Consider the following 16231-nt stretch of genomic DNA (forward strand, 5'->3'; position numbering starts at 1 on the left):
GACCTGCTTCAACGGGGCATCGCCGCGGCGGGCCACAGCCACGACGTCGTCGCGGAACTCACGGGGGTAGGGCTTGGGCACGGTGACATCCTTCCAGGCGAGGCCGAAGCCTCACAGGTGAGATGTCAACCAAACCCTGGGCAGACCCGTGACCCGCGGCAACTTGGGTGTTGCGGGTCACCGAGACGACACCAGTAACGCACCCCTCGTAGCGTCACCGAACTGAACCGCTCACCCAACAACGTCCGCGCTTCACGCGCCACCTCGGTCGCACCGCGACCGCGAGCCGAAGCTCGTCCGCAGCCGGATCCAACAGCCTCGGGGCATACATCACGACAAACACTCCAACATCGAAACGAACAACTCAGCCTTCAGCAGCCAGCTGACCACACGCCGCAGCAATCTCCTGGCCCCGCGTGTCCCACCGTGCACGCGTCAGCTTGACCTTGTGCGTGCGGCCCTGCGCCAGCCCGCCCTAGGCCTCGGCGGAGATCAGCCACGCTTTGAACCCGGCCTTCACTTTGGCGTCCCGGTGCATCTCGACCGCGAACTCCAGCTCGACGGCGGAGCCGGTGAGCTGGCAGACTTCCTGGACCACCACGACGACGCGCGCACTCGACCCCGGCCCGCCGTGCCCGCGGCGTACCCGCCGCTGGCCCACGTTCTGTCGGTGACCACGACCATTCCGGTCGCGAAGCCGACCTGCGCCGACTGCGAACGGGCGACATTCTTCCTGCCGTACCCGGCTAGGACGCAGGAGCGTCACCGCGGCAGTGATACGAGCGAGTCGCAGTAACGATTCCACGCTGCCAGACGACTCGACTACAGCGAGACCTCTGGATGGGAGCGTGGCGAGTTGGCAAGCGACAGCGACACCGACGAGACATTCCGGAAATCTTTACTAAAGATCGCCTTGCCGCAACATCGAGAACTGCTTCGCCAGGTCAAGGATCTTGAACATCTCCCCCAGTCTGGCAGCAAGAATGATCTACTAACACAGGCAATGACCCTTCTCTGCAAAGACCTATACGAGCTGGAAAGCTATCGCTTTGCCGCCCTACATCAGGCGCTCAACTCACAAGAGAACGCCATGCGCGGAACGAATTTCCTGGCAGACCAGGCTGTGCAACGCGATCTGGCAAAATGTCGTCAGATTGACCGCGTTTTACGTGACGCTGCAGCAGACTCCGGGTCAGGGGAACTGAAATACGAGCTCATTTACGTATACAAGGCGCTGGCCACCAACCTAACTCGACTTGGCGGAAGCCCCTTAAAGGAGCACAACCTTCCTCGAGCACTCACGAAGCTTCGGAAGAGCACATGTAGGTTGGCAAATAAAATGAAGTCCGGCCAGGCTACACAAGGGGATCGCAGGACAGCAAGAGCATTGCTGAAGCGCGGAGCCACGATCGCAGCCTTGGTAGGAGCACTCGCCGGCCTTGAGCAAGACTTGCCCAAAACAATCCAGGACGTAGAGGATGCGACGGTTCGAATCGTACAAATCATTGCGACACTCACCCATGAGTATGAGACATTCGAGTTCACCGACTGGCCGCTGCGCCGCGAACATGCAAACGACCCAAATATTCCACACACTAGCATCGATGAACCAACGGTTAGCGATTCGGATAAGCTCATAAGAGACAGTCGAGACGACCATTACAGCGAGCACTTAGCCGTCTCAGAGTTCGAGATCGACCTTGGCTCTAAAAAAAGACATCCCGGCTGGCAGGATTCTCAAATCGACCAGCCGGACAGTCCCAGAGGATTCGGGATCTAGCAGTGCGCGCGAGTGTTGCTGACCCGCTGGAGCCGTGCGCAAGCATCATACTGCCGAAGTGAAATCGCCTGCGCTCGAGGTCGTCCGCCAGCTCGCCGACTGGTCGCACTGGGTACCCTTCACCGCAGCCCGCGAGTCGGCACCTCAGATGCCCGGTGTTTATCTCGCACGTGAAGGCGCCACTGGCGACCTGGTCTACGTCGGCATGGCCGGCGAACGCCGTGGCCAAGGCATTCGCGGGCGCCTAACCGTCTACGCACGCGGCAAAGCCCTCGCCAGCGGCCTCGGCGAAGCCGTTCTCGACCGCGCACTCGCCGACTCGCAGTGGCTGCACGCCCGAATCCGCGAAGTCGACGGCGGCCACGCCCGTCGCGCAACGCATTGGGGGTGTGCTCGCCTTCGAACGAGCCGATCTGCACGTCTCGTGGGCCGTCGCCGCCGATGGCCCCGCAGCACGAACGCTAGAGAAGGAGATACTCTCCGCACTCGCCGAACACGCGCTCTGGAATCGACTCAGGTGACCGACAAGGCCCCGCGTTCTCCCCCCGGCTGCCTACAGAACCCGTGATCCCACTCGCGAGGCAGGCCGAGCGGCCCGTGCTGTTCACCCGGTCCGGGCCAACTAACTCGGCAAACGTCGCCGACGACCACACGCGGCGGGCGAGGCCTACCAGGATCAGCGGCTAAGCCAGGGAGCGAGCAGCTTCTCCAGGTCAGCGTCCGACAGGGCACGTGGACCGCCGTGGAACTCGTGCCACCGCGACGCGTCGCACGCGGCCGTGTACTCCACGTCGAAAGCGCGCATCAGCACGTACATGAACGTCACCGAGCTGAACCGCTCACCCAACAGGGTCCGCGCCTCGCGCGCCACTTCGGTGGCGCCGCGGCCGACCACGTCCGCGAGCCGAAGCTCGTCCGCAGCCGGATCCAACAGGCTGGGGGCATACATCACGACAAACACTCCATCATCGAAACGAACAACTCAGCCTTCGGCCGCGAGCTGACCACAAGCCGCCGCGATCTCCTGGCCCCGAGTATCCCGAACGGTACAGGCAACACCGCCGGCGTTCACCAGCCGCACGAACTCCCGCTCCACCGGCTTCGGCGACGCGTCCCACTTGCTGCCCGGCGTCGGGTTCAACGGAATGACGTTCACGTGCACCAGTTGACCCAAGTGCTTCCGCAGCCGCTTCGCCAGCAACTCCGCCCGCCACGGCTGGTCGTTGATGTCCCGGATCAACGCGTACTCAATGGACACCCGCCGCCCGGAAGTGTCGGCGTAGTACCGCGCAGCCGACAGCACCTCGTCCACCGACCACCGCTCGTTCACCGGCACCAACGTGTCCCGCAGCTCGTCATCCGGCGTGTGCAACGACACCGCCAGACGCACCTGCATCTTCTCGTCCGCCAGCTTCCGGATCGCCGGCGCCAACCCCACCGTCGACACCGTCACCGAACGCTGACCGATCCCCAAACCACCAGGAGCCGGATCCGTGATCCGCCGCACCGCGGCCACCACCCGCTTGTAGTTGGCGAGCGGCTCACCCATGCCCATGAAGACGATGTTCGACAGCCGCCCGGGACCACCCGGCATCGTGCCGTCGCGCATGACCGCCGCCGCCGAGCGGACCTGGTCCACGATCTCCGCCGTCGACAGGTTGCGGTCCAGGCCGCCCTGGCCCGTCGCGCAGAACGGGCAGGCCATGCCGCAGCCGGCCTGGCTCGAGATGCACAGCGTCGCGCGGTCCGGGTAGCGCATCAGGACGCTCTCGAGCAGCGTGCCGTCGTGGGCGCGCCACAGCGTCTTGCGCGTCGCGCCGTTGTCGGCCGCCAGTGCGCGGACCTCGGTCAGCAGCGTCGGCATCAGGTCCGCGACCAGCCGGTCGCGCGACGCCGCCGGGATGTCCGTCATCTCCGCCGGGTCCACCGTCAGGCGCGAGAAGTAGTGGTTCGACAGCTGCTTCGCGCGGAACGGCTTCTCCCCCAGCTCGGCCACCGCGGCCGCGCGGTCGGCCACGGAGAGGTCGGCGAGGTGGCGCGGCGGCAGGCCGCGCTTGGGGGCGTCGAAGACAAGCGGAAGGGCAGTCATAACCCGACCAGTCTCCCACGCCCCCACCGGCATCGCCCGGGCCGCCCCGGCCGGATGTAGGCCAGGTCACCGGCACGTGACCGCTAGGCCACCACGTCCAGCGCGGCCCGGATGATCGCGTCGGTGTCGATGCCGTGGTGGCGGTAGACGTCCTCCAGCGACCCGGACTGGCCGAAGCCCGTGACGCCCAGCGCGACCGACGGGACGCGGTTGATCCCGGCCAGGAACGCCAGTGTGTGCGGGTGGCCGTCGAGCACGCTGACCAGCGGCCGCGCCCGCGACGCCGGGAAGGCCTGGTCGAGGATCCACGACTCGGCGCTCCCCCGCCCGGCCCGTGACTGCACCGCCTCGAACAGCAGGCGGGGGCTGGTCACGCAGACGACGTCGGCCTCGACGCCGACCTGGGCCAGCCGCTCGGCCGCCGCCAGGGTGTCCGGCACCAGCGCGCCCATCGCCGCCAGCGTGACGGCCGGCGAGCCCGCCCGCCGCAGCAGGTACGCGCCCGCCACCACCTGGCGGCGACGGCGTTCGCGGGCGGCCGGGTCCGCGGGCACCGCCGCCAGGGTCTGGTCGACCGGCCGGGTCGACAGCCGGAAGTACGACGAGCTGCCGCCCGGCTTGCCGAGGCGGGCGAGCGCCGCGAGCAGCGTCCATTCGGTGTCGATCGCGAACGCCGGTTCGTAGCTGACGCAGCCGGGCTGCTCGATGCCGATCGACGGCGTGGTGATCGACTGGTGCGCGCCGCCCTCGGGGGCGAGCGTGACGCCGGACGGCGTGCCGATCAGGATCGACTGCCCGCCCGCGTAGATGCCGAACGACCACGGTTCCAGCGCACGTTCGACGAACGGGTCGTACATGACGCCGATCGGCAGCAGCGGCTCACCCCACCGGCTCCAGGTGGCGCCGAGCTCGCCAAGCAGGCCGACCAGGTTGGTCTCGGCGATGCCCAGCTCGACGTGCTGACCGGTCGGCTTCTCCCGCCAGTGCATGATCGTCTCGGGGTCGTCCTCGAACCAGTCGCGGCGCTCGGTCGCCGACCAGACACCGACCTTGTTGACCCAGCCGCCGAGGTTGGTCGTCGAACTGACGTCGGGGCTGACCGTCACGACGCGCTTCGCCGCTTCAGGCGCTTCGCGCGTCAGGTCGAGCAGGACACGCCCCAGCGCCGCCTGCGTCGTCGCCGTCCCGGACGGCGTACGCCCGATGTCGGCCGGCAGTTCCACCGAAGGTGCCGTAGGGACATCAGGACGGCGAAGGCGCGAAGCAACTTCGGCGCACAACGCAGCCTGAGCGGAACCCGGCGCGAAGCGCTGCCACGGCGAAGCGAGGTCGGCCCCCAGAGAAGCCGCCAGCTCCTCCATCTGCGCCACGGTCAGCAGCGACGAATGGTTCTGCGGGTGCCCCTGCGTCGGCAGCCCCCGGCCCTTGACGGTGTAGGCGAAGATCACCGTCGGCCGGCTGTCCGAAATGGACGCGAAGACCTCATCGAGCGAACCGAGGTCGTGCCCGCCGAGGTTGCGGATCGCGGCCGGCAGCGTCTCGTCGTCCAGCGACGCCACCAGCCCGGCCAGCGCGGCGTTGCCCGCCGGCAGCCGGTCGCGCACCTGCGCGGCGTCGCAGCGCAGCAGCCGCTGGTACTCCGGGTTCGGCATCGCGTCGATGCGGGCGCGCAGCTCGGCGCCGCCGGGCCGGGTGAACAGCTCCTCCAGCAGCCGTCCGTACTTCAGCGTCAGCACCTGCCACCCGGCGGCGTCGAACATGCCCTGCAGCCGCCCGGCGGCGATGTTCGGGACGACGCGGTCCAGCGACTGGCGGTTGAGGTCGACGATCCAGACGATCTCGCCGAGCTCGGCGACGGCCGGGTCGAGGATCGCCTCCCAGATCGCGCCCTCGTCGAGCTCGGCGTCGCCGACCAGCGAATACTGCCGCCCGGTGCCCGCTTCCGAGCCCCGGGTCGTCAGGTAGCGGCGCGCCAGCGCGCCCCAGATCGGGGCGGTCGCGCCGATGCCGACCGATCCCGTCGAGTAGTCCACCGGGTCGGGGTCCTTGGCGCGGCTCGGGTAGCTCTGCAGGCCGCCGAACTCGCGCAGCGTCGGCAGGTACGCCTCGTCGAGCTCGCCCAGCAGGTAGTTGATCGCGTGGAGCACCGGCGACGCGTGGGGCTTCACCGAGACTCGGTCCTCGGGCCGCAGGTGCCGGAACCACAGCGACGTCATGATCGAAACCAGGGACGCGCACGACGCCTGGTGGCCGCCGACCTTGAGCCCGGACGGGTTGGGCCGGACCCGGTTGGCCTGGTGGACGATCGCCGTGGCGAGCCACAGGACCCGCCGTTCGATCGCGGCGAGGTCTTGCGCGCCGGTCGCCGGAACGGTCGGGGAGACCTGAGTCATCGTCGACACCCTTCGTGCAGGAAGCGCCCACCAGGACAGCACTGGTGAACGCATCGCACAACCGATGCCGCCGAAGGTGGGCAGAATGCCCGCCGGAAGCGGACGGCTCAGGCCTCCGGGTGCACAGAATGCCCGCGCGCCACGCGGCCTCGCATGAGCGGCATCACCGGCAACTGGTTGCCAGCCGACCGGTTCCGATATATCGTGAACGTGTCGCAACAGTTCGAGAAAGGAACACAGACATGCGTAGGCAACGACACCCTTTCGCCCACGAGCGTGGGCGCGCACCCTTCGGTGGTTTCGGCGAGTTCCCCCCGGGCTTCGGCCCCGGTGGACGCGGTCGCGGCCACGGTCCGGGCAGGCGGGGTCACGGCGGACGGCGCAGCCGTCGCGGTGACGTCCGCGCCGCGATCCTGGCGCTGCTCGCCGAGCAGCCCCGGCACGGCTACGAGATCATCCGCGAGATCGGCGAGCGCTCCGGCGGCTTCTGGCGGCCGAGCCCCGGCTCGGTCTACCCGACCCTGCAGCTCCTGGCCGACGAAGGCCTGGTGATCAGCAAGGACGAGCACGGCAAGAAGCTGTTCGAGCTGACCGACGCCGGCCGCACGGCCGCGGAGGCGCAGGACGGCACCCCGCCGTGGGAGCAGATCGCCCAGGACGTCGACCCGTCGGAGATCGGGCTCGCCAAGGCGGGCAAGAACCTGGCCGCCGCCGTCGTGCAGATCATGCGCGCGGGCACCGAGAGCCAGCAGGCCCGCGCGGCCGAGGTGCTCAACGACGCCCGGCGCTCGCTCTACGGCATCCTCGGCGAGGACGAGGACGAGTCCTCGGCGCCCGAAGAGGCAGCCGAGTGACCTGGCAGGACGAGGCCGGTGGGCTTGACCCGCGTGTGGACGCGGTAGCCCACCGGCAGCGTCAGGTCGGTCGCGCGATTCCCGTTACGCTGCAAGGACTCCGCGATCGCCTGTTCGGCGACCGGCTTGCTGAACTCGATCTTCAGCACCGCTTCGAGGTCCGCGGCCGTCGCGAACCGCCACTCGGTGGCGACGCGGCGGCAGCCGAACCCGGCCCGGACGAAGAACCGTTCCACCGCGGCCGGGTCGTAGTGCGGTAGGTCGGCGCGCATCCAGCCGCCGTAGGGCTCGCTGGTCACGTCGAGGTCGACGATCAGGATCGCCCCGCCCGGCCGCAGCACCCGTTCGGCCTCCGCCAGCCCCGGCTCGCACCCGGGCCCGAAGAAGTACGCCGTGCGCGCGTGCACGACGTCGACGCTCGCGCTGCGGACCGGCAGCCGCTGGGCCCGGCCGTGCCGGATGTCCACGTTCGACAGATCTTTCACGCGCTCCAGCGCACTGCGCACCAGGGGTTGGTGCGGCTCCACCCCGAGCACCGAACGCGCGTCGCGGGCGAAGCGCGGCAGGTGGAACCCGTCGCCGCAGCCGACGTCCAGCACGTCACAGCCGGTCCAGTCGAACTCCTCGCGCAGGACGCGCCAGATCTCGCCACCGCTGTCCTGGGCCTGGTTCTCCAGCTCGTAATCGGCCTGGTAGTACCAGATGTTCGGGCTCGGCACGACCTCCGTGCGCCGCGACGACCACCGCACCCGCTGCTCCTTCCGGGGCCTCATTGCCGGGAGTGATCTTCCGGCGGCGAAATCTTGGCGGAAAACACACTGACTACGCCTAGAATTCGGTGGGTCTCGGGAGGAGCACCACATGGCATTCGGCCCGTCCAGTACCCCGTCCCCGGTCCCGGCCGGAATCCCGTGCTGGATCGAGCTGGCCTGCCGGGAGCAGGCCGTGGCGGAGAGATTCTACGGTTCCCTCTTCGGCTGGGAGTACACCACTCAGCGGGACCCTGCGACGTCCGACGGGCGCTACGCCATCGCGACCCTCAACAACCTCCCGGTCGGCGGGCTCTACCGCGCCGCGCAGGGCGCCCCGCTGGGCTGGGTGCCGCACATTTCGGTCCCCCACACCGCGAGCGCGGCCGAGTGGGTGGAGCACCTCGGCGGGCGGATCACCCTCGGACCGGTGCCGATCCCGGACCGCGGCACGATCCTGCACGCCTTCGACGCGTGCGGCGCGCCGGTGGTGTTCTGGGAGGTGCCGCCCACCTGGGAGTTCGTCACCGGGATCCCCAACACTTTCAGCGGCGCGGACCTCAACACCCATGACGGCGTCGCGGCGGACCACTTCTACACCAAGCTGTTCACGTACGCGAGCCACCAGATCGGCGACGGCGAGGCCCTCGACTACGTCGAATGGCTCATCGAGCACGAGCCGGTGCTGTACCGGTACGTGATGGGGTCGGAGTACAGCCTCGACACCCCGCCGCACTGGCTCGTGTACTTCGACATCGACCCCGCGCGCGGGGTCGACGCGGTCGCGGGGGAATCGCTCATGCACGGCGGCACGGTGGTGATCCAGCCGTATGACACGCCGTTCGGCCGCATGTCGATTCTCGCCGACCCCGAGGGCGCGGTTTTCGCGGTGATCGACCACTCGCGCGTTGCCGAAGGCTGGGGCCGCGCCGAAGTCGACGACCCCTACGACGACTAGACCGGCACGAACGCCGAAAGCAGCAGCCACGACACCACGGCCGAGGGCAGCAGCGAGTCGAGGCGGTCCATGATCCCGCCGTGCCCGGGCAGCAGCGTGCCCATGTCCTTGACGCCGAGGTCGCGCTTGATCAGCGACTCGACGAGGTCGCCCAGGGTCGCGGTCAGCACGATCGCGACGCCGAAGAGCACGCCCTGCCAGACCTGGCCGTCGAGCAGCAGGCTGAGCGTCAGCGCCCCGGCCACGACGCCGCCGATCACCGAACCCGCGAAGCCTTCCCAGGTCTTCTTCGGGCTGATGGTGGGCGCCATCGGGTGCTTGCCGCCGAGCACGCCGGCGATGTAGCCGCCGGTGTCCGACGCGACGACGCCGATCAGGAAGGCCAGGACGCGCCCGACGCCGTCGGAAGGCGGCACGAGCATCGCCGCGAAAGCGCCGAACAGCGGGAGGTACGCGGCGGCGAACACCGACGCGCCGATGTCGCGCAGGTAGCCCTTCGCGCCGCCGGGCAACCGCCACAGCAGGCAGGCCAGCACGGTGAGGACGAACGCGGTGAGCGCGCCCTCGCGGCCGAACGGCCACGCGAGCCAGATCATCGCCTGCCCGCCGACCAGCACCGGGATCATCGCGACCCGGATGTCGGCGACCCGGCGCAGCACCCCGGCGAACTCGAAGGTGCCGACCGCGATCGCGATCGCGATGATCCCGATGAACAGGAACCGCACGGTGAGCAGGGAAACGATGATCGCGGCGCCGAGCAGCAGCGCGACGCCGATCGCCGCGGGCAGGTTCCGGCCGGCCTTGGAGGCCTTCTTGACCTCCGGGCCCCCGGCCGTTTCCGGTGCGGCCGGCGTCGCCGCCGGCCCGCCGGTTCCCGGGGTGCCCGCCGCGGCCGGGGTGCCGGCGTCGCCCGGCTCCGGCGTACCGGGGGCGGCCGCCGGTTGCTCTCCGGTGGCGTCCACCCGGTCCTCGCGTTCCTCGCTCACCTGTGCCATCAGACCTCGAGCAGCTCGGCTTCCTTGTGCTTGACCAGCTCTTCGACCTTGTGCACGTAGGTGTCGGTCAGGTTCTGCAGTTCCTTCTCCGCCCGCGCGACGTCGTCCTCGCCGGCTTCGCCTTCCTTGGCGATGCGGTCCAGCTCGTCCTTGGCCTTGCGGCGGATGCTGCGGATCGACACCCGGGCGTCCTCGCCCTTGCCCTTGGCGACCTTCACCATCTCCTTGCGCCGCTCCTCGGTGAGCTGCGGGATGACGATGCGGATGACCTGGCCGTCGTTGCTCGGGTTGACCCCCAGGTCCGACTCACGGATCGCCTTCTCGATGGCGCCGAGCTGCGTCTGGTCGTACGGCTTGATGAGCGCCATCCGGGCTTCCGGCACGTTGACGCTGGCCAGCTGGTTCAGCGGAGTCGGCGCGCCGTAGTACTCGACGACGATCCGCGAGAACATCGACGACGAAGCCCGGCCGGTGCGTACCGACGACAGCTCGTCCTTGGCGACGGACACCGCTTTTTCCATCTTCTCCTCGGCATCGAGGAGGGTCTCGTCGATCACGGTCACTCCCGTAGTTGTGATGGGTGGCGCTTGCTGATCCCAGCAGGTCTAGGCCGGCACCCCGTCGGCGGGGGTACAGACCAACGTGCCGATTCTTTCACCACTCACCGCGCGGGCGATGTTCCCCTCGGTGAGCAGATTGAACACGATGATCGGCATGTTGTTGTCCATGCAGAGGCTGAACGCCGTCGCGTCGGCGACCTTGAGGTCCCGCTCAAGGACCTCGCGGTGGGTGATCTCGCGGAACATCTCGGCGTCCGGGTCGCTCTTCGGGTCCGCGGTGTAGACGCCGTCGACGGCCTTGGCCATGAGCACGGCTTCGCAGCCCAGCTCGAGCGCCCGCTGCGCGGCCGCGGTGTCGGTGGAGAAGTACGGCATGCCGACCCCGGCGCCGAAGATCACCACGCGGCCCTTCTCCAGGTGCCGCTCGGCGCGGCGCGGGATGTAGGGCTCGGCGACCTGGCCCATCGTGATGGCGGTCTGCACGCGGGTAGGCAGGCCCTCCTTCTCCAGGAAGTCCTGCAGCGCCAGGCAGTTCATCACGGTGCCCAGCATCGCCATGTAGTCGGCGCGGTCGCGGTCCATGCCGCGCTGCGACAGCTCGGCGCCGCGGAAGTAGTTGCCGCCACCGATCACGACCGCGACCTGGACGCCGGTGCGGGCGACGTCGGCGATCTGCTGGGCGACCGAGTGGACGACGTCCGGATCGACGCCGATCGAACCACCGCCGAACATTTCGCCGCCCAGCTTGAGCAGCACCCGCCGGTAGCCACCTTCGACCCGGTCACCCATCTATGTCGCCTCCTGTGTTGTTGCCGCCTCCGCGGGTGGGAGTACGTCGGCGGGCGCCTTCGGTGTTTTCCGTCTGGACCCGACAGTGCCCCGTCCCCGATGGACGGAGACGGGGCACTGGGTGAAGCTACGCCCGGACCTGCCCTCAGGCCTGGCCGACCTCGAAGCGGGCGAACTTGGTCAGCGTCACGCCGGCCGCGTCGAGCAGGGCCTTGACGGTCTTCTTGTTGTCCTTGACCGACGGCTGCTCGAGCAGGACGTTGTCCTTGTAGTAGGCGGTGACCTTGCCCTCGATGATCTTCGGCAGAGCCTGCTCCGGCTTGCCTTCCTCGCGGGCGGTCTGCTCGGCGATGCGGCGCTCGTTCTCGATGATCTCGGCGGGCACCTCGTCGCGGGTCAGGTACTTCGCGCGCAGCGCGGCGACCTGCATCGCGGCACCGCGGGCGGCGTCGGCGTCGTCACCGGTGTACTCGACGAGCACGCCGACGGCCGGCGGCAGGTCGGAGCCGCGGCGGTGCAGGTAGGTCGCGGTCTGGCCTTCGAAGGCCACGACGCGGCGCAGCTCGAGCTTCTCGCCGATGCGGGCCGACAGCTCCTGGATGACCTCGTTGACGGTCTTGCCCTCGAGCTCGGCGCCCTTGAGCGCCTCGACGTCGCTGGTCTTGAGGGTCTTCGCGACCTCGACGACCTTCGCGGCGAGCGCCTGGAAGTCGGCGTTCTTCGCGACGAAGTCGGTCTCGGAGTCGAGCTCGATCAGGACGCCGCCCTCGCCGGTGACCAGGCCCTCGGCGGTGGCGCGCTCGGCGCGCTTGCCGACGTCCTTGGCGCCCTTGATGCGGAGGAACTCGACGGCCTTCTCGAAGTCGCCGTCGTTCTCCTCCAGCGCCTTCTTGCAGTCCATCATGCCGGCGCCGGTCATCTCGCGCAGGCGCTTCACGTCAGCGGCGGTGTAGTTCGCCATTGTGGTGGATCCGTCCTTTTCAGGTACGTGAAAACTTGAGGGGGAGCTACGCCCGTGCGGCCGGCCGCGGTGGGCCGGCCGCACGGGCGGTGGAGCATCAGGAGGAGGCGGTCGCCTGCTCGGGCGCGGCCTCGGCCGGAGCCTCGACGGCCGCGGCGGCCTCGGTCGCGTCGGCGGCGGCGGTCTCGGAGCCGGCGAGCAGCTCCTTCTCCCACTCGGCCAGCGGCTCGTCCGCGGCGACACCCGGCTCCGGCTTCGCGTCGGCCGAAGCACCGTTGCGGCTGGAGCGGGCCATCAGACCGGCGGCCGCGGCCTCGGCGACGACCTTGGTCAGCAGCGCGGCGGAGCGGATCGCGTCGTCGTTGCCCGGGATCGGGTAGTCGACCTCGTCCGGGTCGCAGTTGGTGTCCAGGATCGCGACGACCGGGATGTTCAGCTTCCGAGCCTCGCCGACGGCGATGTGCTCCTTCTTGGTGTCGACGATCCACACGATGCTCGGCACCTTGGCCATGTCGCGGATACCGCCGAGGGTCTTCTCGAGCTTGTCCTTCTCGCGGGTCAGCGTCAGGATCTCGCGCTTGGTGAGGCCTTCGAAGCCGCCGGTCTGCTCCCGCGACTCGAGCTCCTTCAGGCGGAGAAGACGCTTGTGCACGGTCTGGAAGTTGGTCAGCATGCCGCCGAGCCAGCGCTGGTTCACGTAGGGCATGCCCACGCGCGAGGCTTCGGCCGCGATGGCTTCCTGAGCCTGCTTCTTGGTGCCGACGAACATGATGGTGCCGCCGTGCGCGACGGTTTCCTTGATGAACTCGTACGCACGGTCGATGTAGGTCAGCGTCTGCTGCAGGTCGATGATGTAGATGCCATTGCGCTCGGTGAAGATGTAGCGCTTCATCTTCGGGTTCCACCGACGAGTCTGGTGCCCGAAGTGCACGCCGCTGTCGAGCAGCTGCTTCATGGTGACGACGGCCATTGCCGGAATCAACCTCTTCTGTGTCGTGCGCGCTCGCGGTGGTCCCGCGGACGCGCTGCTCGGTTTGTCGCTCGCGGCCGGGTGGCCGCTCGCCCTGGTGCCCGTGGCGATGTCCGGACCCTGCGGTGTGAGACCCCAGGGACCGCCGGACACCGTGCGACTCGCCCGGCTGATGTTTCGAAGCCCGGGAAACGCGCACGTGCACGCGAAGTCAGCCCGCTTACGCGGACCGCGCAAAAGATTCTACCCCCTGTCACCAGCCCCGCCCCCACCGGCGGCCGCTCGAAGGCGGAGTTGTCCACATCGGGTCCGGTTGTCCACAGATTCGGCGGCGGGCCCCCACGGGGATGCCGGGTGCCGCACGCTGGGGACGTGGAGTTGATCAGTCGGTTCCGGCGCTGGGCGCCGGGGTGTTTCGTGACTCTGTTCGCCCTGGTCACGATGGCATTCGCGGCTTGCGGAGGGGCGGTTGGAGGCGGGCCCGCGCGGACGCCGGTGACGTCCGGACGGCCGGTCGTGGTGGGGGCGGTGGGGACACCTGCTGCCCGGGCGGCCGCTTCGGTCGCGGTCGGGTCGGGGATGGGCGGTGCGGCGGGCTCCATGGCTGCCGAGCAGGTGCCGATCACCTCAGCAGCGCCCTGGGCGAGCGAGCCGCGAACTCCACAGCAATCTCGGTTGTCCTGGCCTTTATCACCCGTTCCGGTGGTGGTGAGGTACTTCGACGCCCCCGAAACGCCCTACAGCGCCGGGCACCGCGGGGTCGACCTGGCCGTCGTGCCCGGGCAGGAGGTGCTGGCGGCGGATGCCGGCGTCGTCGTGTTCGCCGGGCCGGTGGCCGGGCGGCCGGTGATCTCCGTCGACCACGATGGCGGCCTGCGCACCACCTACCTGCCCGTCGTGCCGAAGGTGGCCGTCGGCGAGCAGGTCCACCGGGGCCAGGTGCTCGGCACCGTCCTCGCCGGGCACCCCGGCTGCCCGGTCGCGGCCTGCCTGCACTGGGGCGTGCGGCGGGGCGAGGAGTACGTCGACCCGCTGGCCCTGGCCGGCGAGGTGGGCGAATACCGGCTCAAGCCGTGGGGCGGTGATCGATGATCAGGTGCCGGTCTGCTCGACGAGCTTGGCGCGCAGCCGCATGACCGCCCGGGTGTGCAACTGGCTGACCCGCGATTCGGTGACGCCGAGGACCTTGCCGATCTCGGCGAGGGTCAGGCTCTCGAAGTAGTAGAGGCTGACCACGATCTTGTCGCGCTCGGAGAGCTGCGCGATGGCCTGCGCGAGCTGGCGGCGGTTGTCCCGGTCGACGAGCACCGCGACCGGGTCGACGGCGTCGTCGTCGGGCAGCGTGTCGACCAGCGAGCCGCTGTCCTTGCCCGCGGCCACCAGGTCCTCCAGCGCGACGACGCTGGTGAGCTGCAGCTGGCCGTAGAAGTCGCGCAGCTCGTCGAGGCCGATGCCGAGTTCGGTGGCGAGCTCCGCGTCGGTCGGGGTGCGGCGCAGGCGGGCGCCGAGGCGCTCCAGGGCGCGCTCGGCCTCCTTGGCCTTGCTGCGGATGGCACGCGGGACCCAGTCCTGGGAACGGAGGTCGTCGAGGATCGCGCCGCGGATGCGCTGCATCGCGTACGTCTCGAAACGCAGGCCACGGGCAGGATCGAACTTCTCGATCGCGTCGACGAGGCCGAAGATGCCGGACTGCACCAGGTCACCCACGTCGACGTGGGTGGGCAGGCCGGTGCCGACCCGGCCCGCGACGTACTTGACCAGCGGGGCGTAGTGCAGCACGAGCCGATCGCGCGACGCCTGGTCGGGGCTGTCGGCGAACTGCTGCCACAGCGCCGCGATCCCGGCGTCGACGTCGACCCCGGCGCGGGTCTCCGCGGGCGCGGCGACGTCGCCGTGAGTGGTCACTCCGGCGGCTTCGGTCACGTGCGGCCCTGCGGTCATCGCACCGTCGTTCTCGGCATGCGGGTCAGTATCGTCTCCGTGCTCGTGCGGATGCGCGTGCGCCGCCGGGCCCGCTGGTGACGACCCCGGCGAGCCTCCCCGGGCCGCCTCAGGCCCTGGGGTGCGCTCGGTCATGGATCGCTTTCAACCGGTCGACGGTCACATGAGTGTAGAGCTGCGTCGTGGCAAGCGTAGCGTGACCAAGCAGTTCCTGAACGCTCCTGAGGTCGGCGCCGCCTTCGAGCAGATGCGTCGCCGCGGAGTGGCGCAGGCCGTGAGGCCCCATGTCGACCGCTCCGGGCACCGCCGAGACGGCCTCGTGGACGACGCGCCGCACCGCTCGCGGGTCGACGCGTTTGCCCCGGACACCAAGGAAAAGCGCGGGCTCGACGCTGTCACCACCGGTTTCGGCGACGATCTTCGGCCGGCCCTCCTCGATCCAGTCGGTGAGCGCCCGCGCCGCGGGGACGCCGAACGGGACCACCCGTTCCTTGCCGCCCTTGCCGAGGACCGTCACGACACGACGGGAGAAATCGGCCCCGCCGACGTCCAGCCCGCACAACTCGGACACGCGGATGCCGGTGGCGTAGAGCAGCTCGACGATCGCGTGATCACGCAGGGCGACCGGATCGCGTTCCGCCGCGCCGGTCGCCGACGCCCGCATGACCTCCCCCGCCTGCCCGGCGCGCAGCACCCCGGGCAGGGTGCGGTGCGCCCGCGGGGCGGCGAGCCGGCCACCCGGGTCGGTGGCCAGGACGCCCGTGCGGTGCGCCCAGGCGGTGAACGTCCGGGCCGACGCGGCCCGCCGGGCGAGCGTCGTCCGGCTCGCCCCGCCCGACTGCTGGACGGCCAGCCACGCCCGCAGCCGGGCGAGGTCCAGGTCCGCCGGCCCGCCCCCGCCCGCGACGACGAACCCGAGCAGCGATACCGCATCGCCGACGTACGCGCGAACGGTGTGCGCGGACAGGCCTCGTTCGAGTCCGAGGTGCCGTTCGTACCCGGCGACGACGGCCCGGACCGGCTCGGGCAGCGCGGCCCGGAGCGCGCGCAGGTCCGGACGACGGGCCCGGCCGGAACGTGGTGGCGGCATGGATGTCACGCTGCGCGAACAACCGCCGCCGGTCAAGGATCGCCACGCGGGCCCACCGGACCGGCTGAACACCTTCGACGATTTCTCCGGATTTCGTGACGT

Annotated in this window: 16 protein-coding genes; 4 read left to right on the plus strand and 12 right to left on the minus strand. The window is 69.6% G+C overall.

Annotated elements, in window-relative coordinates:
• Positions 1-475: 475 nt before the first annotated feature.
• A complete protein-coding gene (locus tag AB0M82_RS34240; protein ID WP_364730990.1) occupies positions 476-661 on the minus strand; it encodes a trypco2 family protein in 186 nt (61 codons plus the stop codon).
• Positions 662-856: 195 nt separating this feature from the next.
• Between AB0M82_RS34240 and AB0M82_RS34245 the strand changes: the two genes are divergently transcribed.
• Complete coding sequence (locus AB0M82_RS34245) at positions 857-1780, plus strand: hypothetical protein (RefSeq protein ID WP_364730993.1); 924 nt, start codon at positions 857-859, stop codon at positions 1778-1780.
• A 676-nt stretch (positions 1781-2456) separates the two neighbouring features.
• Here the strand turns inward: AB0M82_RS34245 and AB0M82_RS34250 are convergent.
• From AB0M82_RS34250 to AB0M82_RS34260, 3 genes are all read right to left on the minus strand, one after another.
• On the minus strand, positions 2457-2729 hold the full coding sequence (locus AB0M82_RS34250) for a hypothetical protein (protein WP_364731168.1): 273 nt from the start codon (positions 2727-2729) through the stop codon (positions 2457-2459).
• A gap of 33 nt (positions 2730-2762) precedes the next feature.
• Positions 2763-3869 carry a 23S rRNA (adenine(2503)-C(2))-methyltransferase RlmN gene (gene rlmN, locus AB0M82_RS34255; protein ID WP_364730995.1) on the minus strand — a complete coding sequence of 369 codons (1107 nt, stop codon included), beginning with the start codon at positions 3867-3869 and terminating at the stop codon, positions 2763-2765.
• 83 nt (positions 3870-3952) lie between these two features.
• On the minus strand, positions 3953-6262 hold the full coding sequence (locus AB0M82_RS34260) for a pyruvate dehydrogenase (protein WP_364730997.1): 2310 nt from the start codon (positions 6260-6262) through the stop codon (positions 3953-3955).
• A 242-nt stretch (positions 6263-6504) separates the two neighbouring features.
• Between AB0M82_RS34260 and AB0M82_RS34265 the strand changes: the two genes are divergently transcribed.
• A complete protein-coding gene (locus AB0M82_RS34265) occupies positions 6505-7116 on the plus strand; it encodes a PadR family transcriptional regulator (protein ID WP_364731000.1) in 612 nt (203 codons plus the stop codon).
• On the opposite strand, the gene AB0M82_RS34270 is transcribed toward AB0M82_RS34265, so the two are convergent.
• On the minus strand, positions 7056-7865 hold the full coding sequence (locus tag AB0M82_RS34270) for a class I SAM-dependent methyltransferase (protein ID WP_364731002.1): 810 nt from the start codon (positions 7863-7865) through the stop codon (positions 7056-7058). The two genes, AB0M82_RS34265 and AB0M82_RS34270, sit on opposite strands and share 61 nt — an antisense overlap.
• A gap of 112 nt (positions 7866-7977) precedes the next feature.
• Here AB0M82_RS34270 and AB0M82_RS34275 point away from each other — a divergent pair, with 112 nt between their 5' ends.
• Positions 7978-8823, plus strand: coding sequence for a VOC family protein (locus AB0M82_RS34275; protein WP_364731004.1), 846 nt, complete (start codon positions 7978-7980; stop codon positions 8821-8823).
• Here AB0M82_RS34275 and AB0M82_RS34280 read toward each other — a convergent pair.
• The 5 genes from AB0M82_RS34280 to rpsB form a co-directional block, all read right to left on the minus strand.
• The gene (locus AB0M82_RS34280) at positions 8820-9818 is read right to left on the minus strand and encodes a phosphatidate cytidylyltransferase (RefSeq protein WP_364731006.1); all 999 of its coding nucleotides are present in this window, start codon (positions 9816-9818) and stop codon (positions 8820-8822) included. The genes AB0M82_RS34275 and AB0M82_RS34280 overlap by 4 nt on opposite strands.
• The gene (frr, locus tag AB0M82_RS34285; RefSeq protein ID WP_364731009.1) at positions 9818-10375 is read right to left on the minus strand and encodes a ribosome recycling factor; all 558 of its coding nucleotides are present in this window, start codon (positions 10373-10375) and stop codon (positions 9818-9820) included. The genes AB0M82_RS34280 and frr overlap by 1 nt, the downstream gene beginning before the upstream one ends.
• 48 nt (positions 10376-10423) lie before the next feature.
• Complete coding sequence (pyrH, locus tag AB0M82_RS34290) at positions 10424-11167, minus strand: UMP kinase (RefSeq protein WP_364731012.1); 744 nt, start codon at positions 11165-11167, stop codon at positions 10424-10426.
• Positions 11168-11312: 145 nt separating this feature from the next.
• Positions 11313-12128, minus strand: a complete 816-nt coding sequence (gene tsf / locus AB0M82_RS34295) for a translation elongation factor Ts (RefSeq protein WP_364731014.1) — start codon at positions 12126-12128, stop codon at positions 11313-11315.
• Positions 12129-12225: 97 nt separating this feature from the next.
• Complete coding sequence (gene rpsB, locus AB0M82_RS34300) at positions 12226-13098, minus strand: 30S ribosomal protein S2 (RefSeq protein ID WP_364731017.1); 873 nt, start codon at positions 13096-13098, stop codon at positions 12226-12228.
• Between the two features lie 600 nt (positions 13099-13698).
• Here rpsB and AB0M82_RS34305 point away from each other — a divergent pair.
• Positions 13699-14190, plus strand: a complete 492-nt coding sequence (locus tag AB0M82_RS34305) for a M23 family metallopeptidase (protein WP_364731171.1) — start codon at positions 13699-13701, stop codon at positions 14188-14190.
• Here AB0M82_RS34305 and AB0M82_RS34310 read toward each other — a convergent pair whose 3' ends face one another.
• Together AB0M82_RS34310 and AB0M82_RS34315 are read right to left on the minus strand one after the other, a co-directional pair.
• The gene (locus AB0M82_RS34310; RefSeq protein WP_364731019.1) at positions 14191-15039 is read right to left on the minus strand and encodes a FliA/WhiG family RNA polymerase sigma factor; all 849 of its coding nucleotides are present in this window, start codon (positions 15037-15039) and stop codon (positions 14191-14193) included.
• Between the two features lie 109 nt (positions 15040-15148).
• A complete protein-coding gene (locus AB0M82_RS34315) occupies positions 15149-16129 on the minus strand; it encodes a tyrosine recombinase XerC (protein WP_364731020.1) in 981 nt (326 codons plus the stop codon).
• Positions 16130-16231: the final 102 nt, after the last annotated feature.

The organism is Amycolatopsis sp. NPDC051128 (genome assembly GCF_040682715.1).
Taxonomy (GTDB): Bacteria; Actinomycetota; Actinomycetes; order Mycobacteriales; family Pseudonocardiaceae; genus Amycolatopsis.